The 25,253-nt window shown below is 40.7% G+C and carries 20 protein-coding genes; 7 read left to right on the top strand and 13 right to left on the bottom strand.

The features are described 5' to 3' along the window. Positions 1-94: 94 nt before the first annotated feature. The 9 genes from cysD to A9P82_RS09335 form a co-directional block, all read right to left on the bottom strand. Positions 95-1,003 (bottom strand): sulfate adenylyltransferase subunit CysD, encoded by a 909-nt coding sequence (gene cysD, locus A9P82_RS09375; protein WP_066207151.1) that lies wholly within the window; start codon positions 1,001-1,003, stop codon positions 95-97. A gap of 29 nt (positions 1,004-1,032) precedes the next feature. Beyond that, a complete protein-coding gene (locus tag A9P82_RS09370) occupies positions 1,033-1,734 on the bottom strand; it encodes a phosphoadenylyl-sulfate reductase (protein ID WP_066207149.1) in 702 nt (233 codons plus the stop codon). 175 nt (positions 1,735-1,909) lie between these two features. Further along, positions 1,910-4,060: a carboxy terminal-processing peptidase gene (locus tag A9P82_RS09365; protein WP_066209785.1), complete on the bottom strand. Its 2,151-nt coding sequence runs from the start codon at positions 4,058-4,060 to the stop codon at positions 1,910-1,912. Between the two features lie 201 nt (positions 4,061-4,261). Further along, complete coding sequence (hpt, locus tag A9P82_RS09360) at positions 4,262-4,840, bottom strand: hypoxanthine phosphoribosyltransferase (protein ID WP_231891133.1); 579 nt, start codon at positions 4,838-4,840, stop codon at positions 4,262-4,264. Then, positions 4,830-5,879 (bottom strand): glucosaminidase domain-containing protein, encoded by a 1,050-nt coding sequence (locus A9P82_RS09355; RefSeq protein WP_066207146.1) that lies wholly within the window; start codon positions 5,877-5,879, stop codon positions 4,830-4,832. Before A9P82_RS09355 ends, hpt begins: the two co-directional genes overlap by 11 nt. Next, positions 5,880-6,527 (bottom strand): O-methyltransferase, encoded by a 648-nt coding sequence (locus tag A9P82_RS09350; protein ID WP_066207145.1) that lies wholly within the window; start codon positions 6,525-6,527, stop codon positions 5,880-5,882. It lies immediately after the preceding gene. 60 nt (positions 6,528-6,587) lie between these two features. Next, positions 6,588-7,592 (bottom strand): N-acetylmuramoyl-L-alanine amidase, encoded by a 1,005-nt coding sequence (locus A9P82_RS09345; protein WP_066207142.1) that lies wholly within the window; start codon positions 7,590-7,592, stop codon positions 6,588-6,590. A 12-nt stretch (positions 7,593-7,604) separates the two neighbouring features. Continuing rightward, positions 7,605-8,459: an MBL fold metallo-hydrolase gene (locus tag A9P82_RS09340; RefSeq protein ID WP_066207139.1), complete on the bottom strand. Its 855-nt coding sequence runs from the start codon at positions 8,457-8,459 to the stop codon at positions 7,605-7,607. Between the two features lie 75 nt (positions 8,460-8,534). Continuing rightward, the gene (locus tag A9P82_RS09335; protein ID WP_066207135.1) at positions 8,535-9,848 is read right to left on the bottom strand and encodes a (Fe-S)-binding protein; all 1,314 of its coding nucleotides are present in this window, start codon (positions 9,846-9,848) and stop codon (positions 8,535-8,537) included. Positions 9,849-9,984: 136 nt separating this feature from the next. Between A9P82_RS09335 and A9P82_RS09330 the strand changes: the two genes are divergently transcribed. After that, positions 9,985-10,689: an ROK family protein gene (locus A9P82_RS09330; RefSeq protein WP_066207132.1), complete on the top strand. Its 705-nt coding sequence runs from the start codon at positions 9,985-9,987 to the stop codon at positions 10,687-10,689. Positions 10,690-10,705: 16 nt separating this feature from the next. Here the strand turns inward: A9P82_RS09330 and A9P82_RS09325 are convergent, their stop codons facing one another. Continuing rightward, positions 10,706-11,695, bottom strand: a complete 990-nt coding sequence (locus tag A9P82_RS09325; RefSeq protein WP_066207130.1) for a bifunctional heptose 7-phosphate kinase/heptose 1-phosphate adenyltransferase — start codon at positions 11,693-11,695, stop codon at positions 10,706-10,708. Positions 11,696-11,805: 110 nt separating this feature from the next. On the opposite strand from A9P82_RS09325, the gene A9P82_RS09320 reads away from it, so the two are divergent. After that, the gene (locus tag A9P82_RS09320; RefSeq protein ID WP_197492134.1) at positions 11,806-13,425 is read left to right on the top strand and encodes a S8 family serine peptidase; all 1,620 of its coding nucleotides are present in this window, start codon (positions 11,806-11,808) and stop codon (positions 13,423-13,425) included. A 123-nt stretch (positions 13,426-13,548) separates the two neighbouring features. Here the strand turns inward: A9P82_RS09320 and A9P82_RS09315 are convergent, their stop codons facing one another. Further along, entirely contained in the window at positions 13,549-14,358 is an 810-nt protein-coding gene (locus tag A9P82_RS09315) for a helix-turn-helix domain-containing protein (RefSeq protein ID WP_066207128.1), read from the bottom strand. Positions 14,359-14,515: 157 nt separating this feature from the next. Between A9P82_RS09315 and A9P82_RS09310 the strand changes: the two genes are divergently transcribed. The 5 genes from A9P82_RS09310 to A9P82_RS09290 are packed head-to-tail and all read left to right on the top strand — an operon-like array spanning position 14,516 to position 21,671. Beyond that, positions 14,516-15,658, top strand: a complete 1,143-nt coding sequence (locus A9P82_RS09310; RefSeq protein WP_066207124.1) for an efflux RND transporter periplasmic adaptor subunit — start codon at positions 14,516-14,518, stop codon at positions 15,656-15,658. A 38-nt stretch (positions 15,659-15,696) separates the two neighbouring features. Next, positions 15,697-18,894, top strand: a complete 3,198-nt coding sequence (locus tag A9P82_RS09305) for an efflux RND transporter permease subunit (protein ID WP_066207121.1) — start codon at positions 15,697-15,699, stop codon at positions 18,892-18,894. Between the two features lie 38 nt (positions 18,895-18,932). After that, the gene (locus A9P82_RS09300; RefSeq protein ID WP_066209777.1) at positions 18,933-20,369 is read left to right on the top strand and encodes a TolC family protein; all 1,437 of its coding nucleotides are present in this window, start codon (positions 18,933-18,935) and stop codon (positions 20,367-20,369) included. Between the two features lie 37 nt (positions 20,370-20,406). After that, complete coding sequence (locus A9P82_RS09295; protein WP_066207120.1) at positions 20,407-21,036, top strand: LamB/YcsF family protein; 630 nt, start codon at positions 20,407-20,409, stop codon at positions 21,034-21,036. 41 nt (positions 21,037-21,077) lie between these two features. Beyond that, positions 21,078-21,671: a TetR/AcrR family transcriptional regulator gene (locus tag A9P82_RS09290; RefSeq protein WP_066207118.1), complete on the top strand. Its 594-nt coding sequence runs from the start codon at positions 21,078-21,080 to the stop codon at positions 21,669-21,671. A gap of 39 nt (positions 21,672-21,710) precedes the next feature. On the opposite strand, the gene A9P82_RS09285 is transcribed toward A9P82_RS09290, so the two are convergent. Then, the gene (locus tag A9P82_RS09285) at positions 21,711-22,523 is read right to left on the bottom strand and encodes an O-methyltransferase (RefSeq protein WP_066207116.1); all 813 of its coding nucleotides are present in this window, start codon (positions 22,521-22,523) and stop codon (positions 21,711-21,713) included. 86 nt (positions 22,524-22,609) lie between these two features. Continuing rightward, positions 22,610-25,219 (bottom strand): outer membrane beta-barrel family protein, encoded by a 2,610-nt coding sequence (locus A9P82_RS09280; protein ID WP_082915294.1) that lies wholly within the window; start codon positions 25,217-25,219, stop codon positions 22,610-22,612. Positions 25,220-25,253 lie beyond the last annotated feature (34 nt).

The raw sequence follows: 25,253 nt of genomic DNA, 5'->3' as shown, positions 1-25,253 counted from the left end.
TAATTAATAATTATTGCCTCCGTTTAAAATGATATTGTATAAATGAAATCCTTGAATACTGAACTATTCTTAATTTTTAATTATTCATTACTAATTAAAAATACCCGTTCCTTTTTCTGTCTTCCATTGCTGCTTCGGAAACCCTGTCATCGATGCGGGTTTCGCCGCGCTCGCTTGTTTTCGATGTGATGATTTCGCTGATGATGTCATCCACGGAATACGCTTCAGACGCAACGGCTGCGGTACAAGTCATATCGCCGACCGTGCGGTAACGAACTTTTCTTGTAGCGATTGTATCCGTTTCATCAATCTGAATAAAAGGCGAAATTGCGATTAACTGATTCTGATATTCCAGCACTTCTCTTTCGTGCGAGAAATACACCGAAGGCAATTCGATATTTTCTCTTCTGATATAATTCCAAACATCCAACTCTGTCCAATTACTGATGGGAAATACGCGCACATTTTCGCCTTTATGAATTTTTCCGTTATAGATATTCCACAGTTCGGGACGTTGCAGTTTCGGGTCCCATTGACCAAACTCATCGCGCACGGAAAAAATCCTTTCTTTGGCTCTTGCTTTTTCTTCGTCGCGCCGTGCGCCGCCAATACAAGCGTCGAATTGAAACTCTTCAATCGTATCGAGTAAAGTGAAAGTCTGTAACTGATTACGGCTTGCAAATTTTCCTTTCGGTTCGGTTAAATGTTTCGCTTTAATGGTATCTTCTACATTGCGCACAATTAATTTTTCGCCGAGTTTTTCTGCCAGTTCATCGCGGAATTGCAAGGCTTCGGGAAAATTATGCCCTGTATCGATGTGTACCAAAGGAAAAGGAAACTTGCCCGGACGAAAAGCTTTCAATGCCAAATGCACCAATGTAATGGAATCTTTGCCGCCGCTGAACAACAATGCCGGACGTTCAAATTGTCCCGCCACTTCACGAAAAATGTGAATGGCTTCCGACTCCAACTGGTCTAAATAATCTAACTGATAATTACTCATATAATAAATCCGATAATTAAAATTGATGATTAATGAACGTGTAAACCGCATTCTTTCTTGCTGTTGTCTTCCCACCACCAGCGACCTGCGCGGAAATTTTCGCCTTCGCGGATGGCGCGCGTACAAGGCGCACAGCCGATGCTTACAAAACCTTTATCGTGCAGCGTGTTGTAAGGAATATGATTGGCGGCGATGTAATCTTTTACTTCATCCGTAGTCCAATGCAACAAAGGATGATATTTAAACAATTGGTGCGATTCGTCCCATTCCAATTGTTCCAGATTTTCCCGCTCAGGCGAATGCGCTGCCCGCAAACCTGTAATCCAAACTTTCTTGCCTTTCAACGCGCGGTTCAATGGTTCCACTTTGCGAATATGACAACAGGTTTTGCGCAGTTCGGGCGATTCATAAAATGCATTCGGACCGTTTTCCGTTACATATTTTTCCAACGCTTCGTGCTGCGGATAATAAGGTTTTATGTTTGTTCCGTAGGTTTCATTGGTTCTGTTCCACACATAATATGTTTCGCTGAATAATCTGCCTGTATCTAAAGTGAAAATTTCGATGGGTAGTTTTTCCGATAAAATCATGTGCGTAATTGCTTGGTCTTCCCAACTGAAGCTGCTGGAAAAAACAACTTCGCCGGGAAAAGCATCGGACAAAAAACGAAGCGTTTCCGGTTCGTTTAGTCCACTTATTTTATCGAATAAATATGTAATCGTATCTGTCATTGATTAAAGAAGTATTAGTCTATAAATAATGTAGGATAATTGCAAAGGTAAGGGATGAAGAATAAGTGGCAAAGTTTTCCCGGAAAATTATTGTGCAAACGGTTGCTGTATAATATAAAAAAGGAGTTGTGCAATTGCACAACTCCTTTTTTATATTACAAAATAACTTATAAAATTATTTCTTCGCTATATTGTCCAGTGGTTTTGCACCTATCATATCATTTACGATTTTTACGGATTCTTTTATATAGACATTTTGTGCAATATCTTTCAACCATCCCTGGAAATATTCTTGTGTCATTTTATTGGGATTGTTGTAAAATTTATCGTGGTCTGTTTGCATTACACTTACAGAGAGCGGCGTTTTCAGCGTGGCTTCTTTTACATCTTTGTCCATCATATTTTTTACCAAAAGCTGGCGCGCTTTGTATTTTGCAATGTTTAGGCTGATGGGACTTGAGCTGTTGGCATCCATCCATGTATTGGTTGCACTGATTGCTTTGAACACCGGATTTTCGCTTATGCGTTCATCTGCTTTGCGTATTACGGAATCTTTGTTATAAGCCGTATTCCATGCTGCATAACTTGCCGGTTCTATTTTGTCCCAAGGTAGTGCGCTCGTATTGTCTTTTTCGAGGTCTCTGACAGATTCGTAAATATCGGGCATTACGACATCGGACGATACGCCTTTCATTTGTGTAGAGCCGCCATTGATACGATAAAATTTTTCAATAGTCATTTTGAGACTGCCAAATTCGGGTTCTCCGTTTTCATTCGGTCTGCCGAGAGGCAACATATTTTGCACAGTACCTTTTCCGTAGCTGGTTGGGCTGCCTACGATAATAGCACGATGATAGTCTTGCATAGCTGCTGCGAAAATTTCGGAAGCAGACGCACTGAATTCATTTATCATCACAACTAATGGACCAGTGTACAGCGGCTTGGAACTGTCATCGCCATCGGGGAGTTCCTGCCTGTTACCGGCGCGGTTTCTTACTTGTACTGCGGGGCCTTTTGGAACAAAGTAACCGATAATTTTATTTACATCCTGCAAGGAACCGCCGGGGTTATCTCTTAAATCGAAAATTAATCCGTCGATGTGTGCCGCAGTCAGTTTTTTAAGTTCTTTTGCAATATCTACTGAGCAGGGCGGATTGCTTGAGTCTTCAAAGTCCACATAAAATTCGGGAAGATGCAGGAAGCCGATTTTTTTGCCGCCTTCATTGATGATGGCGCTTTTTGCCAGCATTTCGCTCAGCTTAATTTCTTCACGAATAAGACTTATCGTGATGACACTTCCGTCAGATACTTTTTTAATTGTCAAGGTAACGGTTGAGCCTTTGGCACCACGTATCACTTTTACTGCGTCAAGAGCTGTATAGCCGACCAAATCAATCGGTGCATCGCTGCCGTTTTGCACTTTTAAAATAGCGTCGCCTACATTTATTTTTTTGCTTTTCCATGCTGCGCCGCCGGTAACGATTGATGTGATGGTTACCAATCCGTTTTTATCGCCCAATTGCGCACCGATGCCGTAAAACTTATTGCTGATGCTTTCGTTGTAGGAGCGTTCTTCAACGGGCGCAAAATAATCGGTATGCGGGTCCATAGCGTGTGCAATCACATTGGTGAACATACTGAACTGTGCAGTAGCATCAAAAATCTTTGGGTTGAATTTGCTTTCAAAATATTTGTCATAAGATTTTTTTACCATATCGCGTGCCTGTGTTTGCAGGTCGGCATCGGTTTTTTGTTTGATGCTGTCTGTGGATTTTGCACTTTCTTTTTGTGCGAGCAAGTCGCTGTAAACTTGAAGGGTTCTGTATTTCAAACGAAGGCGCCATGCTTCGACCCACGCTGCGCTGTCGGCAGGATAGTTTAAACTGTCGCCGATGGGTTGGTACATTTCGTCTTTTGTAAAATCAAAAGGCTGCGACAATATTTTTGTGTAAACCGGCTTGGCTTCTGCAACCCTTTGTTTAAGTATTGCAACTGCGGAAGGATAGAACCGCATAGGCGCATCGCCGTGAATTTCGTCGTCAATTTTGTCTTTGTATTGGCTAAGCGCATCTACATCTGACTGCATAAAAAGGTTCTTGTCTCCATCGAGCTGAGATAAAAAACCATTGAATACAACTTCGGAAAAAGAATCGTTGATTGGTCGCGGCGAGTAATGCCGTTGTTCCAGTATCATGCCAATTCCGACCAACAATTGTTGTTGCTTCATAAGCGAATCGTTGTCGTTATTGCCTCTGCATGAACACACACTTAAAATTCCGCCGATAAGCAATACTGCAAATATGGGACGGGCTTTCTTACTCATCATAAATATTAAAATTTTTTTTGCCATTTCTTTGTTGAAAATCCGAAGATAAACATAAACAATCAGAATTTACAAATGTAGTTTTAGCTATATAATATTTTGTTGAAACAAAAATATTTCACACTTTGTTTGTAATGATGCGGTTGTTTTTCTTAAAGATTTTTATCGGGTTTTAACTATTGTAAAATGAAATTGCAGCAATAATTATTGTTCTACAATCTGATAAATCTCTTTGATATTTCTGCCCAGTCCGTCAAAATCCAAACCGTAACCAACCACAAATTTGTTGGGAATGGTAAAACAGAGATAATCGATTTTTATTGGATGAATAGCCGCTTCCGGCTTGTGTAAAAGCGCTACCAGTTTTACCGATTTCGGTTGAGAATGGTACAGCGTAGGAATAAAAGCGTTGAGCGTTCTTCCGGTATCTATAATATCTTCGATAATCACTACGTGCCGGTCGTGAATGTCGGCATCCAAACCGATTGCAGTTAAAACATTTCCCGTAGATGTGGTGCCTTTGTATGATGCGAGCTTGATAAAAGAAATTTCTGCTTCCATATCAAGCTCTTTAAACAGGTCGGCGGCAAACATGAATGAGCCGTTTAGAATGGCGACAAATAAGGGTCTTAAACCTTTGTAATCATTAACAATTTGCGCGGCAACTTCTTTGATTCTTTTCTTTATCTCGGCTTCGGAAATATAGGGAACAAAGTTTTTGTCGAAGATGGTAATCATGGAATTTTTGGCTTTATGATGTGTGAATGATAATTTATTCTTCAATCGTCTGCAAAGTATTATCAATCTTGTTTTTCAAAGCGACTTTTTGCCCTTCCGCCAACTTTGCATCGGACGAAATATGATTGTATTCAACTAATTTTTTCAGTTCGACGGCTTCTTTATCGGAAATATCTTTTAGCGTTTCTCCGTAAGTTGTTACATGAAAATCTTTATTGCCTTTACTTGATTTTTTTTGCAGATAAATCAATTGTCCTTCGGACAAAATGTTTTCGTCTTTCAAATCGTTTAACTTAAGAAGCTTATTATAGTCAAGCCTGAACTTCGACGCTAAAGCCAGTAACGATGAGCCTTTCGGAGCATATATTACCTTAGTATTGTTAATGAAAAACGGCGAAGCCGGATAGCTTGGCAATGCAACAGTTGTTTGCGCTACGCGCATTTTCGGCGTTTCTGATTGGACGGGAATCGCAACATTCGACGATTTTACGGAAGCTGATACATTCATGTCGGCATCGTTGGATTGCGGTGTATTATTTATTGCATAATTATCTGCGTTTGAATTATTCTTCTTAGCCAAAGCCAAATCGGAATAACTTTCGAGATGATAGGTTTCGATGATGCGGATGAGATTTGTGGGATAATCTTTTTCCGTTGCATAACCGTCTTTCTTCAAACCATACGCCCAATCTTTATAATCGCGCGGGTCAAGTGTAAACAAATTGGTATAGTATGGGCGGTTCTTTAAAAAATCGGAATGGTCGCGGTAAGAATCTTCGGGTGTTGCATATACACGAAAACATTCCTGTCGTCTGTCATCGTCGTGATAAGTTTTCGGTCCCGTCCATTCGGTTTTACATTTAATACCAAAATGATTGTTGGATGCTTTTGCCAGTTCGCTTTGTCCGCAGCCCGATTCCAAAATGCCCTGCGCCAGCGTAATGGAAGCCGGAACGCCTGTGCGAATCATTTCTTCCATCGCAATATTTTTAAAACGGTTGATGTAGGCATTTACTTTATCTGACTGCGCAAACGCCGATGAACACAGCGTTACAAGTGATAAAAGCAAAACTGTTTTGCGCATTTATTTTTTCTTTTTAATGAGTAATAAGCCGTCTCTTACGGTAAGCAAAACTTGTTCGGTTCGCACATCCGCTGCGACATAACGATTGAATTGTTCAATTGCAATGGCACTTTTGCCTTTAATTTTCTCTTCAAGAATTTGCCCGTGAAACAATACATTGTCTGCTAAAATTATTCCGTCGTCGTTCAATTGTTCCAAAACCAATTCGTAATAATTAATGTAATTCCTTTTGTCCGCATCTATGAAAACCAAGTCCCACTTGTGTTTCAGCGTTGGTATTATTTCCAGGGCATTTCCCTTGTGCAAATGTATTTTATTTTTATAAATGCTTTTGTCGAAATTTTTTTGCGAAAGCAGCACATCTTCTTCGCGAAGTTCTATGGTATGAAGTTCGCCGTTTTCATGCAAGCCTTCTGCCAAACAAAGCGCGCTGTAACCTGTAAATGTTCCTATTTCTAAAATATACTTTGGCTTCATCATTTGGCTGAGGAATGATAAAACTCTTCCCTGCACATGACCGCTCAACATATGCGGCTGCGCGTGCGAAGTGTATGTTTCTTCATTTATGCGTTGCAGTAATTCATCTTCCGAAGAAGTGATTTGTTCTGCATATTTTTCGACTAACGAATTTATTAGTTCATGGCTCATGGTACATAGTTTACTAGTTAATCCGATAATCATTTCAATCCTTTAAATCACGGTTCACACTTAATACATATACTTCGTGTACAGGCAGTATAAAATTTTTCTTTCGGCAGGCGACAAGCCTTTTTGCGTGGATTCTACGCCGCAAAAATGCCTGCGGAAAGCAATGACTGCACGACCCGCATCGCGCACATCGTAACCAATGATGCGCAATGCCATGATTTCGCTAAAATCCTGCGGTACTTGTATGTTTGTTGTATCGCCCCACCAAAGCCCGAAGCCTTTAGAAGCCATCAGTTTCCAGGGAAAATGCACATTCGGGTCGTTCTTTCTTGTGGGCGCCCAATCTTCATGACCAATGAAGTTGGCAGCGGGAATACCAAATCTTTTTTTCAGACTGGTAAGTACGGCAACCAAACTATTGATTTGCGCATCGGTAAACGGCGCATAACCGTCATTGTCCAGTTCAATGCCTACGGAACATGAGTTCATATCGGTAATATTCCCCCATTTTCCTGCACCGGCTTGCCATGCACGCAAATAGTCATTGACCATGTGGTAAATAGAACCGTCGCGTCCAATCACATAATTGGCGCTTACCTCCGTTCTCTCCAAAGTGAATGTTCGCAGCGTTTCATCAACCGAATTTTGTGAGGTATGATGAATGATAACGAAGTTTGGCTTGCGCATATTAAAATTGACAGAGCCGACAAAATCCTTTGCATAATGCAGCGAAGGGTCGTTTAGTTCCGGATTTTGCGCAATGGTATCGGCGTAAGTCTGCGCCATGGTTTCGTAAGTATAATTGGCATAAGACGAATCAAAATACTTTGTACTGTCTCGCACTACTATGGGACGAAACGCTGTCGTATCAGGCTTTTGCATCGTTACACGCTTTTTTTCTGTGTGCTTTTTATTCTTTTTTTCTGCCATAGCTGTTGAGCTTTTGGCTTGCATTGCCGCTTGCCTTTCGGCTTTCAATTGCTCTACTTTACCCGGAACAGTTTTACGTGCGCAACTTGCCGTAATCATTACTACAATGCTTAAAGGAATAAGTGTTTTTTTCATTTTTCAAAACGGTTAAATATCAGAAACGGAAAATTGTTCTTTTATAACGATTTTATTTTTTTCATTTTTTTGAATCGTGCAACATTCAACAGTTGCATCATGCTCAAAAAATAAAATATAATTATTGCCCAACGCTTCATTCAGAAAAGATTCTTTTTCTGTCATCGAGTCCAATGGAAACACATCGTAACTCGCAATATAAGGCAGGGAAAAATGTGCCGCTGTCGGAATCAAATCTGCCATATAAACTATTGTTTTAGTTTTATAATTGATTTGCGGTAACATCATTGCTTTTGTATGTCCGTAAGAAAAACGAATGGATATGTTTTTTGTAAAAGACAACAGTTCTTCATTATGATACGGAACTCTTAAAAATTGCAATTTCCCGCTTTCCTGCAAGGGCAAAATATTTTCTTTTAAGAAAGATGCTTTTTCTCTTGCATTGGGCTGTGTTGCCCATTTACAGTGTGTTTCATTGCTCCAATAGGTCGCGTTTTTAAAAGCGGGAATTAATTTGTCATCGACCAAATCGACTGCGCCGCCTACATGGTCGAAATGCAAATGCGTGAGAAAAACGTCGGTAATGTCGTCTTTGGAAAAACCATATTTCGACAACGATTTGTCCAATGTATTTTCTTTGTCGAGATAATAATGACTGAAGAATTTTTCGTCCTGTTTGTTACCGATTCCTGTGTCAATTAAAATCAATCTTCCTTCATCTTCAATCAATAATAACCGCATTGCCAAAGTGCACAAATTATTGTCGTCCGCAGGCAATAATTTATTCCATAAAGTCTTAGGAACAACGCCAAACATGGCGCCGCCGTCCAATTTAAAAAGTTCCGTATCGATTGAATATAGTTTCATGCTTAGTTCAAATTTTATTCGTGAAACGTGAGGCGTCAGTCGTGAAAGACTTACTCACGTTTCACTATTCACGCCTCACGCATTCCAGTTAAAACGCTCGTCAGGACTGAATTTCCAGGGTGCAAAGTTGTTTTCAATATTGCTGAACATCGCGTTCCATTCGTCAGGCGCTTTGCTTTCTTCCATGACTAAATATCGACGCATTTGCAGAATAATATCCAACGGCGAAATGCTTACGGGACATTCCTGCACGCAAGCATTACAAGTCGTACATGCATTTAATTCTTCCTCCGAAATATAATCGCGCAGCAAGGATTTTCCATCGTCTGTAAATGTTTTATTCTTGAGAATGTTTTGACCAACTTCTTCCAGCCGGTCGCGCGTTTTCATCATAATTGTTCTTGGACTTAAGGCTTTGCCGGTAACGTTTGCCGGGCAAGCTGATGAGCATCTTCCGCATTCGGTACAAGTGTAAGCGTCAAGCAAATTTTTCCAGCTCAAATCAAACACATCTTTCGCACCAAACTTTTTATTCGGTTCTTCGGAAGCCGCTGTTGGCGCGAGTTCCGGCTGCATGGCGTATAAAACTTCCTGCTGGATTTCGGGCATATTTTTCATTTCGCCTTTCGGGTCTAATGACGCATAATACGCATTCGGAAAAGCGAGAATAATGTGCAAATGCTTGGAATAAGGAAGATAATTTAAGAAAGCAAAAATGCCCACAATATGCAGCCACCAGGCACTTCGCTCGATAACGATTAATGAATGATTACTCAATCCGTGGAACAAAGGATGTAGCAATGATGAAACGATAAACCGGCTGGTAGGCGTATTCGTATATTCTTCCACACCGCGAAAATTCAACAAGGTGTCGCAACTGTTCATTATCAAAAACAATGACATTAAAATAATTTCGGTAATCAAAATGGTGTTGGCATCTGTTTTTGGAAAACCTTTCAAATCCTTGCTGACTAAGCGTTTCACGCGAACAAGGTTTCTTCTTATTAAAAAAACAATACAGGAAACCAACACGAGCAAAGCCAACACTTCAAAAGCATTGATGAGAAAAATATACAAGCTTCCAATGCCAGCAAACAAGCGATGATAACCAAGAATGCCGTCTAAAATTATTTCTACAATTTCTATGTTGATAATAATGAAACCGGCATAAACAAAGAGGTGTAGTACTGCCACCAAAGGATTTCGGAACATTTTCTTTTGCCCAAACGCAAGCAGAATCACGTTTTTGATGCGTTGATTTTTATGGTCAGAGATGTCCTCATCTCTGCCTAATAAAATATTTCTTCGGATGTAGCGACATTTTTTTGCAAACAAAAAAATTGCTGCTAACAGTACTAAAACAAATATGAATTGTGAGGCGATGTGCATATACAAAAACTTGATGCGCTAAGATAACTAATATATTCACAATGAATGACTAAGAATGAAAGAGGCTCTGCACAAATCTTCGACATAACTGTTTGCAGCTTATCTTTGAATAAATTAATCATTAAAATTTTCAATAATGGCTACACAAAAAATCTCCAAAATTTTATCCATTGACATAGGCGGTACGCATATCAAAACCTCAGTTTTAAGCAAAAACGGAAAACTATTATCCGAATACAAAAAGCTGCCAACGCCGCAGCCCGCAACGCCCGAAGCGGTTGTCGAAACAATAAAAACGTTGACGAAAGGTTTGGAATTTGATGTGATTTCTGCCGGATTTCCGGGTTATATCAAAAACGGTGTCGCAATTACTGCGCCTAATTTGGGAACGGAATATTGGAATAATATTTCACTTGCAGATTTACTTACCAAAACTTTTTCAAAACCCGCACGTGTGGTAAACGATGCGGATATGCAGGGCTTGGGTTTGGTTTCGGGTAAAGGCTTTGAAATGGTGGTAACGCTTGGAACGGGTTTCGGTACAGCATTCCTGAAAGATGGAGAACTATTGCCGCATCTGGAACTTGCGCATCATCCGATTAAAGGAAAAAAAGATTACGATGCGTTTATAGGCGAAAAAGCATTGAAGAAACTCGGCAAGAAAAAATGGAATAAGAACCTGCAATTTATCTTGTCTGTATTAAAAACGGTATTCAATTATGATACCTTATATCTCGGCGGCGGCAATGCAGAAAAAATCAATTTCAAACTGGACGACAATATTAAAGTTGTTACCAACATCGAAGGCATTGACGGCGGCGCGAAGCTGTGGAAACAGTAATTTTCAATGCAGCATTTTATAGATTTAAAATGCTGCATTCCTTCAATAATTGTTCTTTATCAATTGCAACTGTACCCACAGTCTCACACACTAAACCGCCTGCAATATTCGCAATTTCGGCTGCAAATAAAATATTTCCAGTAATGGTATAAACTGCTGAAAGTACTGCTATTACTGTATCTCCGGCGCCACTTACGTCTGCAATATTGCGAATTTTCGCAGGGATGATTTGCGGTAAATTATCCTTCTGTTGAAAGAAAACACCTTTTTCCGACAGTGTGATGAACGATATTTGATGCTGCAATTTTTCCCGTAAAGATTGATGAATTGCAGATAAGCTTCCTGCATCAATTTTGTCCTGAGAAATATGCAACGCTTCTTTTACTTCTTTTAAATTCGGTTTGAAAATATCTGCATTTTGGTAAGCGAAAAAGTTCTTATGCTTAGGGTCAACGGTTACAATTACATTATTTGCTTTTGCAAGCGCAATGGATTTCTCGATTAACGATTTTGTAAGAACGCCTTTATTATAATCTTCCAAAATCAATAGTTGCGGTTGTTTTTGAGCAATATAAGACGACAATTTTTCCAGCAGTTCATTTACTAACCCTTCATTAATATCTGTTGTAACTTCACTGTCGAGGCGCATTACCTGTTGGTTTCGTGCGATGATGCGCATTTTATTAGTGGTAGGTCGTTGTGATATTTTGATGATATTTTCTGTCCCGATATTTTTTTCACTCATCAACTTTAGCAAAGTTTTTGCCTGTACATCGTCGCCCGAAACAGAGAACACATCTACGTTTGCGCCGAGCGCCGTTAAATTCAGCGCTACATTTCCCGCGCCGCCAATGCGGTATTCTTCTTTTTCCAGCGCAACAATCGGCACAGGTGCTTCAGGAGAAATTCGTTCGATATTTCCCCAGCAATATGTGTCGAGCATTATATCGCCGAGTACGGCAACTTTTAGCGTTGAAAAACTGTTGAATATTTCCTGTATCGTCAAAGTATGAAATTTTAGCGATGCAATTTAATCATAATTATTCTTAATGATTTTTTACTTTCTTGTCTTCATAAAAAGGATAATGTTATATTGCGTCTTCATAATTGATTAAAATGGTAAAAAGATTTTTGTTTCCTGCAATGGCAGGAATTTTGGTAGCAGGCGTTTCACATGCGCAGATGAAACAAATTCCGCGCGACTGGCACATGCTTGATTATTCCAAAGACAGTATTTACGGCATTAGTGCAAACAGAGCCTATGACGAATTGTTGAAAGGAAAAACTTCTCAAAAAGTGATTGTTGCTGTCGTAGATGCAGGTGCAGATACTTTGCAGGAGGATTTGAAAAATGTGATATGGCACAATCCGAAAGAAATTCCCGGCGATGGTATCGACAACGATAAAGACGGCTATACAGACGATTATTACGGTTGGAATTTCATCGGCGGAAAAAGTGATACATCCAACGTAACAAAAGATTCTTACATCGTGGACCGCGTTTATTTCCGGTATAAATCTTTGTTTGAAAATGTGAAAGACATTAAGGAGGTAAAGAAAAAAGATTTGTATAATTATAAAGAATGGCTTCGCGCGAAAGAACTGGAACTGAAAACTCAATCGCCGCAGGCGAAAGAAGCCGCAGATTTGCAGAGAATCACAGACCTGCTTCCGCAAATCGAAGATTTTAAAAAGACACTGGTAAAAGATACTTTCACATTGGATGACGTTAAGGCGTACGAACCGCTTGACAGAAGAACGAGTGCTGAAAAACAAATTTATACAATCCTGTTTCAGAGGGTAGCCGCGAACACGAATAACTATGAGCTTCCTGCGGCACTAAACAAACTGATTGACAGTCTGAAAAATGCAAGTGTTTTGCCTACAACTCCGCCAATCGATTACAGGGGCAATGTGGTAAAAGACGATTACAACGATTTCAACGATAAGTATTATGGCAACGCCAATATTTCCGCAGGAGATGTAATGCACGGAACACACGTATCGGGCATCATTGGTGCAGAACGCAATAATGGTGTAGGCATCGATGGTATTGCAGATAATGTTGCTTTGATGGAACTGCGCGCAGTGCCCGACGGCGACGAGCATGATAAAGATATTGCGGAGGCTATTCGTTTTGCGGTTGACCACGGAGCAAAAGTGATTAACATGAGTTTTGGTAAGCCTCTATCGCCGCAACGCAAATGGGTGGAAGATGCTTTTCGTTATGCGCAGCAGCACGATGTTTTACTTGTGCACGCAGCCGGCAATGATGGGGAAGATTTGATGGAAAATCCGAATTATCCCACGCAATATTTCGAAAAAGACACTGCCAAATCGTTCGACAATATGATAACCGTAGGCGCAAGCGGACCGATCGAGCCTTTGCTGGTGGCAGAGTTTTCCAACTTCAATGCGCAGGCGGTAGATGTGTTTGCGCCGGGGTTGCAGATATATTCCACGCTTCCGGGCAAAAGCGAGTATGGACCGTTGAGCGGAACAAGTATGGCATCGCCGGTGGTGGCGGGCATCGCAGCTGTTTTGCGCTCTTATTTTTCTTCGCTTACTGCACCTCAGGTAAAACAGATTATTATGCAATCGGTAACGCCGATAGATTTCCCGGTTGTTAATCCTGCAACGGGCAAGCAGGTATCCATGAAATCACTGTGTGTGACAGGAGGTATAGTTAACTTATACAACGCCGTAAAACTGGCAGAACAGGAAACTAAAAAATAAGTTATCAAACGAATAGTTGATAAAACTCTCGCAGTATCAATACTGCGGGAGTTTTTTATGCGGATTGTTTTTCAATATTAATTGTCTTCTCGGTTTGAAAAAATATTTTAGTCTTTAACCCATTTATTGATTTTTGTAATACAACAGGCTGAATTGTTCCGGTGGAACGCCTGTTTTCTTTTTGAAAAATCGACTGAAATATGCGCGGTCTTCAAAGCCTAAATAATCCGAAACTTCTTTGACTGAATATTTGCCGGTAACTAATTGTCTTTTTGCTTCTATTATTAAATGCTCGTGTATGAAGTAAGAGGCGCTATGGTGCGTAAATATGTGCAATATTTGGTTTAAACGCTTTGCGGAAATGTTGAGCTGTCGTGCATAAAACGTAACGCTTTTTTCTTCTTTGGAATGGTTGAACAACAAAAGAAAAAAGTCGTGTACTCTCTGGAGGTTGAGCTTGGGAATGCTTGCATCCAAATGTTGTGCGCGCATCAGCGTCAGCATGAGTATTTTTAAATAAGAATGCAAAATCTGTATGGAGGCATTTGGCTTAGTGTATTCTTTGTAAAGTAAAAGTGCAATAATTCTAAATTCTTTAAATTGCTCTGTGCTGATGTCGACTACAGGATTTTCTATAAGTACGAAAAACAATCGAAATATGTCGCTCGTATAATCCTTGCCATCCATCTGTAAAAAATCAATGGAGAAAACCAGAACACCACCTTTTATACCTTTGCTTTTGTTTATCCTGCTTACACTTTCAGGACCTAAAACATACAATTTCTTTGTCTTTAACCGGAGCGGTTGAAAATTGAAAATAATCTCTGCGCTGCCTTCATCCAGCCAGAGCAAAACAAAATTTTTATTATCGACTAAAGGTGCGAGCGACTTTTCCGAGAATATGCCCACATTTAAGTATTCATTCTTTTTCATTGCCTTTAAATTTCCCAAAAGTACACATCAATTGCTTAATTGTTACGGATTGATATCTTTTTGTCGGGCTATTTTTGCACTCGATAAAAAGCTTGAACCACTTTTATTACAGGCTTTTTACTTAGCAACTATTTATCTATAAATCATTTTACCGTATATGAGTACATCAATCCGGAGAGCTATTTTTATGCCTGCTGTTTTCCTTTTTGTCCTATTGATTGCAGGGTGTGGAAATCATAATCAGGCGAATCAACAAGTGCAGGCAGCGCAATCTTTACCCGTTACAACAGTACAAATGGCAGATGCAAATGATACGCTGCAATATGCAGCCTCCATACAAGGCATTGCCAATGTGGAAATAAGACCGCAAGTGTCGGGCTATCTCAGCCGCATTTTGACGGAAGAAGGCGCATTTGTAAAAGCAGGACAAACGCTTTTTGAAATAGACGACAGACCTTATCAGCAACAGCTTGCCAACGCACAGGCTGCATTAAAATCGGAGGAAGCAAATTTATTATCTGCAAAACTGGAAGTTGATAAACAACAGCCATTGGTAGAAAACAAAGTAGTTGCTCCCATCAATTTAAAGACTGCACAAGCCGCTTATGAGGCAGCACAGGCAAATGTGGCACAGGCAAAAGCGGCTGTACAGTCTGCACAAATCAATTTGAACTTCTGTCGCATACAATCGCCTGTAAGCGGTTATGTGGGCAGCATTCCGCATAAGCGCGGAAGCCTGGTTAGTTCGCAGGACGCAGCCGCATTAACTACGGTTTCCGATATACACAATGTGTATGCTTACTTCAGCATGGGCGAAGACGGGTACCTTAACTTTCAGAACAAATACGCCGGAAATTCCATCTCCGAAAAAATCAAACATACGCCTGCTGTTTTATTGCAATTGTCCAACGGGGATTTATATAGAGATTCCGGACGCATACAGCTTGTAGAAGGGCAGTTTGACGCCAATACCGCTTCCATACAATTCCGGGCAATATTTCCCAACGCCGGCAGCTTGTTACGTACGGGAAACACAGGTACCATATTGATTCCCGAACATACAAATAACGCTGTACTTGTGCCCATTGCATCCACTACCGATTTACAGGATAAAGTATTTGTGTGGCGTGTGGATGAACAAAATAAAGTCCACCAGGCAATTCTTACCGTAAAAGGAAAAAGCGGCGTGTATTATATTATTTCCGACGGTATAAAATCCGGAGATAAAATTGTGGAATCGGGCTTTGACAGACTTAGCGAAGGCGCGGCAATTGTCCCGTCTGTGTCCAAAGCCAAATAGCCTCCTTTTTATAACAAGCTCAAGCAATTTTAATTATCATGTTGAGAAAATTTATTACAAGACCGGTACTTGCTACCGTTATTTCTATCATATTAGTCATTTTGGGATTGGTTGGTTTATTTACATTGCCCATTACCAGATTTCCCGAAATAGCGCCGCCAACTGTGGAAGTTACCACGACTTACACCGGCGCGAGTGGCGATGTTATTGCCCGAACGGTAGCGCCGCCATTGGAAGATGCCATTAACGGCGTGGAAAACATGACGTATATGACATCCACTTCCAGCAACGATGGCACACTTACTATAGACGTTTATTTTACTTTGGGAACTGACCCTGACCAGGCAGCCGTAAACGTGCAAAACAGGGTTTCTCAGGCAACAAGTCAATTACCGGCGGAAGTAACGCAATACGGTATTACTACGGTAAAAAAGCAAAACAGCATTGTCCGTATGATGACAATTTATTCGGACAATAAGAAAATGGACGAAACTTTTTTGCAGAACTATGCGAAAATCAATATCGTGCCGGAACTGAAGCGTGTCACTGGCGTAGGGCAGGCGCAGGTTTTCGGCGTGAAGGATTATTCGATGCGCGTATGGCTCAATCCCGAAAGAATGGCGGCTTATAAACTTACGCCGCAGGAAGTAATGGGAGCCATACAAGATCAAAATCTGGAAGCCGCACCGGGACGCTTCGGGCAAAACTCTTCGGAAGCAATGGAATATGTTATCCGTTACAAAGGGAAACTATTTGTTCCTTCCGACTATGAAAACATCATCATCCGTGCAAATAAAGACGGTTCGGTATTGAAGCTGAAAGATGTGGCAAGGATAGAATTCGGCTCGTTCAACTATTCGTCCGACGCTAAATACGGCGATGCGCCTACTTGTGCAATTGCGATATACCAGACATCCGGGTCGAACGCAAATGAAATCGAAGTAAACCTTGAAAAGACTATGGAACGGTTATCTAAATCGTTTCCCGCAGGTGTCAAGTATTCCGTTCCATACAGCTCAAAAAAATCACTGGATGAATCTATTGAACAAGTGGTGCACACTTTAATAGAAGCATTTGTGCTGGTGTTTATAGTCGTGTTTTTGTTTTTGCAGGATTTTCGTTCAACGCTTATCCCGGCAATTGCCGTTCCGGTATCCATTGTAGGTACATTTTTCTTCATGCAGCTTTTCGGTTTTTCTATTAATATGCTGACGCTGTTTGCGCTTGTGTTGGCTATCGGGATAGTGGTGGACGATGCGATAGTAGTAGTAGAAGCCATTCATGCGAAAATGGAACACCGGCATTTGCCGCCCAAAACGGCATCTGTTCATACCATGAGTGAGATTACCGGTGCATTGGTTTCCATCACGCTGGTAATGTCGGCTGTGTTTTTGCCCGTCGGATTTATGAAAGGTCCCACCGGCGTGTTTTACCGGCAATTTGCATTTACATTGGCAATCGCTATCATTATTTCGGCTGTGAATGCCTTAACCTTAAGTCCCGCGCTTTGCGCTTTGTTCCTGCGCCCGCCGCATGACTATACCGATGAAAAAGGTGTATTTCACGCCGTTCCGAAAAAGAAATTCGGCAAGCGTTTTTTCGATGCGTTCAATATCGGTTTTCAGAAGTTGACTAATCGTTATGTGTATTCAATAGTATTTCTGCTAAAGAAAAAATGGATTGCGGTAATAATGCTGTTAGCGATTGTTGCGGGATTTGCTTATATGACAAAAACCACACCCACAGGATTTATTCCCGATGAAGACCAGGGGTTTCTTATAGCCACCGTAACGCTGCCGTCGGGCGCTTCGCTCGACAGAACGACTGAAGTGATAAATGAAGCACAAAAAATGATAGAAGGTCAACCTTATATTAAAAAAGTGCTTTCTATATCGGGCATAAACTTACTGAACAATACAAGCTCGCCGTCTTCGGGAATTCTGATGCTTCAACTGAAAGATTTGAAGGAGCGTGGTAAGGTTTCGGATGTTAACCAAATTGCCGGACAATTGCAGGGAATGCTTGGCAGCATTACCAAAGCATCGTTCTTTGTGTTGAGTTTCCCCACCGTTCCCGGCTTTGGTACAACGAGTGGCATAGAAATGGTATTGCAGGACAGAACGGGCGGCAGCCTCAGCAAATTCAACAATGTGGCCCAACAGTTTATCGGGCAACTGATGCAACGCCCCGAAATACAATTTGCATTTACCACCTTCAATACCAACTTCCCGCAATACGAAATGGAAGTGAACGACGAGAAAGCAAAGCAACTTGGCGTAAATGTAAAAGACCTGATTACCGTAATGCAGACGTATTATGGCAGTATGCAGGCTTCTGATTTCAACCGCTTCGGTAAATATTACAGAGTGATGATTCAGTCCGAAATTGCCGACAGAAAAGACCTCGCCAGCCTCAACGGGATTTTTGTAAAAAATTCGCTTGGAGAAATGGTTCCTGTCAACACACTCATTACCATGAAGAAAGTTTACGGAACGGAAGCGGTTGACCACTTTAATATGTTCAACTCTATCAGTCTTACGGTTTCTCCAAAACAAGGTTACAGCACGGGGCAGACCTTAAAAGCCATCCAGGAAGTTGCCGCTAAAAACTTGCCGAACGGTTACACAACAGACTTTAAAGGTATGAGTCGCGAAGAGCAATCTGCGGGAAGTTCTTCGGCAATTATTTTCGCGCTCTGTATTGTTTTCGTTTACTTGTTACTTTCGGCACAGTACGAAAGTTATATTCTTCCGTTAGCAGTTATTTTGTCTATTCCTACGGGTTTGCTCGGCGTGTTTGTGGGCGTGCATTTGGGTGGATTGAACAATAATATTTATGTACAGGTAGCAATGATTATGCTCATTGGGCTGCTGGCAAAAAATGCCATTCTTATTGTAGAATTTGCCTTGCAAAGACGACGTGCTGGCAAAAGCATTATAGCATCGGCGGTAGAGGGTGCAAGAGCGAGGCTGCGCCCGATTATTATGACATCTTTTGCCTTTATCGTAGGGTTATTGCCGTTGTTGCGTGCTATTGGTCCGTCGGCGCTGGGTAATCATTCCATCGGTTGGGCGGCAGTTTTCGGAATGCTTTTCGGTATTGTTTTCGGCGTGTTTTTGATACCTGTTCTCTTTGTGATATTTGAATATTTTCAGGAGAAAGCATCAGGTCCGCCCACAAACAAAGACATTGATTTTGATATAAACAAACTCAACATTACCGAGGCTCATTCATAAAAATGTATTCATCAGTTAATATAAAAATTTTACCGGGAATGAATAAACATATCATCCAATATATTGCAGCATTCATTGTAATAGTAGGGTTTTTCTCTTGTGCAACAAGGCATTATGAACGTCCGTCGTTAGATATGCCGGACAATTACAGAAGCACAGACAGCATATCCACAGATTATATTGCCATGAATGATTCCGGCATTGCTACTGTTCCTTATAAATCTTTTTTCGATAATAAGGAATTGGTTACGCTGATTGATAGCGGCATTGCGCGCAATTACGATTTGCAAACAGCAATTAAACAAATAGCTTATTCACAGGAAGCTCTCAAACAGGCAAAGCTCGGAAACATACCGACCGTAAGCTTTACTGCTGCAAATGCAAGCATTACGCGCTCTTCCGACAACAGTCTTAACGGTTCGCTGGCGAGCCAGTTTTTGGGAAAAAGTTACGTTACCGATTATACTTCATATCTCGGCATCAGCTGGGAAGCAGATATTTGGGGAAAAATAAAAAACAGGAAAAGTGCGGCATTAGCCGCTTATCTGCAAACGGAAGAAGCAAAAAAAGCCGTGCAGACACAATTGGTTGCTTCCATAGCACAGGGATATTACAATTTGCTGTTGCTGGACGAGCAGCAGCGTATTACGGAAAACAGCATTCGTTTATACGACAGTACCATACAAATGACAAAGGTGCTTCAGGAATCGGGCAGTGTAAATGAGCTTGCTGTTCAACAGCAGGAAGCTGCGCGGGAAGCCGCCAAAGCTACGCTTCCGCAAATTGAACAGCAGATTGCTGTTCAGGAAAATGCGTTGAAAGTTTTAACCGGCGATAATCCCGGAAAAATCAGCAGGGGAAATTCGCTTGAAATGCTGCATCCCGCAGATGCATTGTCAACAGGTTATCCCGCAAATATTGTGAGTAACCGTCCCGATGTGAAGCAGGCGGAGCTTGGAATTGTACAAGCTTTAGGCTTGGAAAATGTGGCGCACGCAAGTATGTATCCGTCTCTCAATATATCTGCGCAAGGCGGGCTGGATGCTGTTGATTTTAAAAACTGGTTCAACATTCCCGGTTCTTTGTTTGGCGCGGCGTTGGGCGGTATTACGGCGCCTGTATTTCAGGGCAGGCAATTGAAAACACAATACCGGCAGGCAAAGATTTCAACAGACATTGCCGAACTACAATTCAAAAAATCGGTACAAACTGCTTTGCAGGAAGTGTCCAACGCTTTAGTCGAAACCGATAAGCTGAAAAGCCGTGAAACTTATCTGCAAAATCAGGTAACGCTGTTAACGGGCGCAGTGGCGAATGCGCGACTGCTGTTTGCCAATGGTCAAAGCAATTATTTAGATGTACTTACAGCGCAAGGCAACTTGTTGCAGGCTCGTTTGACACTTGCAGCAGTAAAAAGCCAACGGCTGGATGCAGATGTAACATTGTACCAGGCTTTAGGCGGCGGCTGGAAATGACAAAGAACTAAGGAAAGTTTATGCAATAAAAATAATAATGTGTATTGATGTTAATTGCAATATTGGTAAAGGTTTTGAAGGCAACGCCGGTTTCGTGCCTTATGTAAGCTCTGTGAATATATGCTGTATAAATCATGCAAAAAATGAACGCATGATATGTGATGCTGTTACTGCATCTATTCAGTGCAATGCAGTGCCCGGAGCGCTTATTATGTGCGAAACGGGAGGTAAGAGACAAATATGCAGATTTGAAGGCGAATATATTTATCAAATGGTATATGAGCAATTGAGTATTGTCCAAAGTTACCTTGCTTCCTACGGAGCAGCCATTCATCATGCGAAGTTATCCGGACACTTGTATCGTGTTTCGGCGCAAAATTCTTACGTTGCTTTATGTATTGCCAAAGCCATTAAAGATTTTGATAACCAAATAAGTGTATATGGAATAGCAGAGAGTTGGTTAACAATGCAGGCGAGAAAACTACACCTGAATGTATGCAATGAAGTTTATACAGATATTTTCAGCTGTGAGAAAAGCCGCATGGCTAAAGATAAAAACGCATTTGTTAAGCAATTGAAAGATTGGGGAAAGCGGTGCAATACCTTTTGTTCCTTACAAAACCCCGATGTGAAAATTGATTCCATAGCAATTGACAGGTATTATTGACTTTGTTACATGATATTTCATGTATTTAATTTTCGGGATTTATGGAAGGAGGCAATTACAGCAAAAGACGGATACATTTATTAGACGCTGCGGAAGAAATATTTGCATCTCACGGATATAAATCATCATCTATAAGGCAGATTGCAACGGGCGCAGGACTAAGTGTTGCTATGGTTAGCTATTATTTTGAATCTAAGGAAAATCTTTTACTTGCGGTCATTTTGCGGAGACTGGATGAATATGAGTTGAAGATTACAGATGCAGTAAAATCTTCCGGCAATATTTATCAGCAATTGTTCATATTTATAAATCTCAGTATGGAACTTATTTCGGAACACCGGCAATTTTTTCGTTTTTTGTTGAATGGACTTAACAACGAATCGCCAAAAGAAGCCGTAAGTATTATCAAAACATTTTTTCGTTCAAATTACACAATACTTGAAAGAATTATTAACACGGGCGTTAAAGAAAAAAGACTTAAAATTGTAGATGCTGAACTGAGCAGCTATGTTATTTTTAATGCACTTATACGTATAGTTGCGGAAAATGAATGTGGCGCGCAACAATCCGAAGTTCAAAAAAAGAACCGAATTAGACGTTTCTTTATGTGTTACTTTTTAGACTCGGCAAATTGATGTTGCATGGAATTTGATAGCGATATAAACAAAACGATTTCACAAAAACTTTATCTCAAAGTCCTGCTTCGCTTTAAATTCTTTCCGAAAGAAAACAATACCGATAAAAAATAAATCGATGCTTAGGGTTATCGCTTCATGTGCAATAATTTCTTTCCACGCATTCTCCATTTCTTCGCTCCAGTGAATATCATCAAAAATTAAAATGGAGTTTTCGTTTATTATTTCAAGCAAAGAATGAAAATAGCGTACAGTCGGCTCGTAACGGTGGTTTCCATCGATAAAGGCAAAGTCAATCGTTTTATTTTTTGCCTGAAATTGTTGAATAAATTCGGGTAAAGTTTCATCAAAATTCCCTTCAATCAATTCAATATTTTTCAGCGATAATTTTTCAAAATCTTTCTTTGCGACAGCTGCAATTTGCGCCGCTCCTTCCATTGTGGACACCTGTGCACCTGCATTTCCATTGGATAGGTATGACGTTGTAATGCCAAAGCAGGTTCCCAGTTCAAGAATAGTTTTTGGCTGGTAATGCTGCACCATCCTGTACAATAATCTTCCGAATTTTTTTGGCTTTAGCGCAGATTTTGCGACGGCTGAAATTTTTCTTTCGTTGGTAGCATTTACGCGCGAACCGGCACCAAAATCTTCAATTTTCAAAACTGTTTCATCTTTCAATAACGAGGAACGCAGTGTTTCAATTTCTTTATAGCAACGATAATTTTTTTTGTCGTTCAATACTTTTGTAACAAAGTCAAATACAAACGGAGAGTGTATTCCGTGTCCTTTGCCGTTGGATGCATATAAAAGATAATGCAGGTATTTTTTCGTCAGCTGATACTTTGAGTACATGCGGCAAAGATAAAGCCGCAGATGCACAAATTTCATTTAGAAATTATTCGTGTATCTGCGGCTTTGTATTAAAAATATTGGGTCGGTTAAATGCCCATAAATCCGCCGTCATCGCCGCCGTTGTCCTGCGGTTGCTGATTATTTCTCTTTTTAAACAGATTGGTATCCAGCTTGCCAAAACGATAGCTGAGTGTAAAGCGTACAACTCTTGGCTGGCGCAACCTGTAATTATTTTGTACCATGTAAGAAGTAACAGAATAGCTTTCTGTTTTGTTCGTCGCAAAAATATCGCTGATGGCTGCTGTGAAAGAAAGTGTGTTGCCTTTGCCCCATTTCCAATCTTTTTTAATAGCTGCATCTACGTCGAAATGGGATGCAATGTAGCCTTGTGCCGTTCCAATATTGCTGTTGCCCCAGCCATGACCATTTCCGCTGTTATTCGGTAAAACGGTTTTTGCGTTGTATTGCCCGCTTAATTCAAATGTAAAACCTGCCGGCAATTTGATATTGTTGTTCATTTTTGCAAACCAGCTCACACGTTGATTTTGCCCGCCGCCTGTAGAGTCGATGTTCTTAATGAGAGAATTAAACAGATTAAAGTTGGCATTCATATCCCAAATTTTGGCAATGGTCATCATGTCTGTCAGTTCCAATCCGTAAGTCTGGCTGCTTGCAGCATTGGCATAAGTGTTGAGGAATGTATCGCCTTGTTTGTATTGGTAAGACACAATTAAGTCGGAAGAATGACGATAATAAGCACTTGCCATAAAGTTACTTCTGTTGCCATAGCTGTTGTCGTAAGACAATTCATACATACTGGTAAACTCCGGCTTCAAATCCGGATTACCTACCTGAATATTGTACGGGTCGGAATAGTTGTACACCGGTAGCAACTGGAAGAAGTTGGGGCGGTTTACTTTTCTTGAATAATTAGCCTGTAAATTCTGCTTGTCGGTCAAGTTGTAAGTAGCAAATGCACTTGGGAAAAGTTCTGCGCCGTATTTTACTTTAAACGGCGTAGCTACATTTGCCGGAATGGTATATTGCGTGCCTTTATAATTGGAGCTTTCCACGCGCATTCCCAGTTCATAAGAAAGTTTTTCGCCCACTTTTGAAGAGAAAATTCCGTAAGCCGCATACACCTGATTTTTGTAAGAATATTTGCTCGATGCGAGTGGGTCTAAATATTCGTCCGATATAAGATTTGTTGCCGTTCCGGTAGAATCGGTGTATTGTAACGACGTGCTGGCGACTTGTTCTATTTGCCCGCGTATGCCTGCTTCAAGTTTTGTGTTTTTTGTAATAGGATTTGCATAATCTGCCTGAAATACAAGGTTTTTGTGCGGACCGTTTCCTGTAATGTTACGCAATACGTCGGGCAGGTATTGATTTTGAAAATCCGGGTCGGTAAAAGTGCTGCTGGTTGTGGATGTAAAATTATGCGATGTCGCATGACTATAATTCACATCAAACAAAATGTTGTGGTCGCCGTCTTTTGAAAAATTGTGCTGATATTTGAAGTCGCCTTGGAAGTTTTTAAACCCAAAGCTCGATTTTGATAATAAATTGCCGTAAACTTCCGGTTCATCTGCGAAGATAGAGTCGATTAATTGAGGATTATTTCCATCGAAAGTACCTTTTACATAATTGCCGGAAAGCGTTACATTATTACTTTTATTGAAGCTGTATTTCGCTCCGAGATTGGCAAATGTAAACGAACCGGTATTTTTATTGTCGTCGCTGCGCTGATAAATGGAATTGCCTGTTGGCATACCATTATCATAAAAATCTCTTTCGGAATGGCTGGTTTGTTTGGAATTTCTTGACCTATGGTTTGCAGTGGCGAAAATGTTCCATTTGCCCATGCGTACATTAAGGTCGCCGCCAAAATTATAAGAACCGCGCGTGTCCGAACCGGCGTTTAGTCCACCGTTATAGCCTGTAGTATTGTTTTTCTTTAAAACAATATTGATGATTCCGCCGCCGCCTGTTGATGCGTCAAATTTTGCAGACGGATTTGTAATCAACTCCACTTTGTCAATCAGGTCCGAAGGAATTTGGTCAAGCGTAAGTTGTGTAGGCATCCCGTCCACATAGATTTGAGGAGCTGCGCCGCGCACCGTTACATTCCCGTCGATGTCCACGTTTACAGATGGAATTTGCGCCATTACTTCCTGCGCCGTTTGTCCGGTGCTTACTAAGCTTTGGCTTACGTTGAATATTTTTCTGTCCGTTCCCATTTCAAAAAAGGGTTTGGTCGCAGTTCCGTTTACGACAACGGTCTTAAGATTTCCTTCGGTAGATTGTAAAAGAATATTGCCGATATTTTGTTCGTTATTTGCGCGGGTAAGCACAACGGTTCTTTCAAACGTTTCTTTTCCTACTACCGAAATCTGGATGTTGAGTTTTGCCGGAGAGGTTAGATTGCTGATTTCAAATTTCCCGTCTTTTTTAGAAACAGCATTGCCTGCCAATAATTTTTTTGTTGAACCGCTGGCGCTGTCTTTGACTTCTGTAAAAACAAAAACAGTTGCACTTTCAACCGGTTGTTTTGTGGCGGAATCAAGCACTATACCGGAAATTATACCGTTTTTTTGCTGTGGGAATTTTGAAAACTGATGATTGTTACCAGCCTGTTGTGCGAATGAAAGAGTCGTAAAAAATAATCCTGTAACCAATGAGAAAAAATACTTCATAAAAATAATTGATAAATTTGATTGAGCTTTAAGT

Source organism: Arachidicoccus sp. BS20 (genome assembly GCF_001659705.1).
Lineage (GTDB): Bacteria > Bacteroidota > Bacteroidia > Chitinophagales > Chitinophagaceae > Arachidicoccus.
Note: the sequence above shows the minus strand (reverse complement) of the source record. Positions and strands in the feature narration are given on the sequence as shown.

Bases quoted from the DNA above. Each gene is read 5' to 3' on its own strand.
- A9P82_RS09350 (WP_066207145.1), bottom strand. From the start codon at position 6,527: ATGAGCCATGAACTAATAAATTCGTTAGTCGAAAAATATGCAGAACAA.
- cysD (WP_066207151.1), bottom strand. From the start codon at position 1,003: ATGAGTAATTATCAGTTAGATTATTTAGACCAGTTGGAGTCGGAAGCC.
- A9P82_RS09310 (WP_066207124.1), top strand. From the start codon at position 14,516: ATGAGTACATCAATCCGGAGAGCTATTTTTATGCCTGCTGTTTTCCTT.
- A9P82_RS09300 (WP_066209777.1), top strand. From the start codon at position 18,933: ATGAATAAACATATCATCCAATATATTGCAGCATTCATTGTAATAGTA.
- A9P82_RS09280 (WP_082915294.1), bottom strand. From the start codon at position 25,219: ATGAAGTATTTTTTCTCATTGGTTACAGGATTATTTTTTACGACTCTT.
- A9P82_RS09315 (WP_066207128.1), bottom strand. From the start codon at position 14,358: ATGAAAAAGAATGAATACTTAAATGTGGGCATATTCTCGGAAAAGTCG.
- A9P82_RS09370 (WP_066207149.1), bottom strand. From the start codon at position 1,734: ATGACAGATACGATTACATATTTATTCGATAAAATAAGTGGACTAAAC.
- A9P82_RS09335 (WP_066207135.1), bottom strand. From the start codon at position 9,848: ATGCACATCGCCTCACAATTCATATTTGTTTTAGTACTGTTAGCAGCA.
- A9P82_RS09285 (WP_066207116.1), bottom strand. From the start codon at position 22,523: ATGTACTCAAAGTATCAGCTGACGAAAAAATACCTGCATTATCTTTTA.
- A9P82_RS09345 (WP_066207142.1), bottom strand. From the start codon at position 7,592: ATGAAAAAAACACTTATTCCTTTAAGCATTGTAGTAATGATTACGGCA.
- A9P82_RS09340 (WP_066207139.1), bottom strand. From the start codon at position 8,459: ATGAAACTATATTCAATCGATACGGAACTTTTTAAATTGGACGGCGGC.
- A9P82_RS09330 (WP_066207132.1), top strand. From the start codon at position 9,985: ATGGCTACACAAAAAATCTCCAAAATTTTATCCATTGACATAGGCGGT.
- A9P82_RS09295 (WP_066207120.1), top strand. From the start codon at position 20,407: ATGTGTATTGATGTTAATTGCAATATTGGTAAAGGTTTTGAAGGCAAC.
- A9P82_RS09355 (WP_066207146.1), bottom strand. From the start codon at position 5,879: ATGCGCAAAACAGTTTTGCTTTTATCACTTGTAACGCTGTGTTCATCG.
- A9P82_RS09305 (WP_066207121.1), top strand. From the start codon at position 15,697: ATGTTGAGAAAATTTATTACAAGACCGGTACTTGCTACCGTTATTTCT.
- A9P82_RS09320 (WP_197492134.1), top strand. From the start codon at position 11,806: ATGGTAAAAAGATTTTTGTTTCCTGCAATGGCAGGAATTTTGGTAGCA.
- A9P82_RS09290 (WP_066207118.1), top strand. From the start codon at position 21,078: ATGGAAGGAGGCAATTACAGCAAAAGACGGATACATTTATTAGACGCT.
- A9P82_RS09365 (WP_066209785.1), bottom strand. From the start codon at position 4,060: ATGATGAGTAAGAAAGCCCGTCCCATATTTGCAGTATTGCTTATCGGC.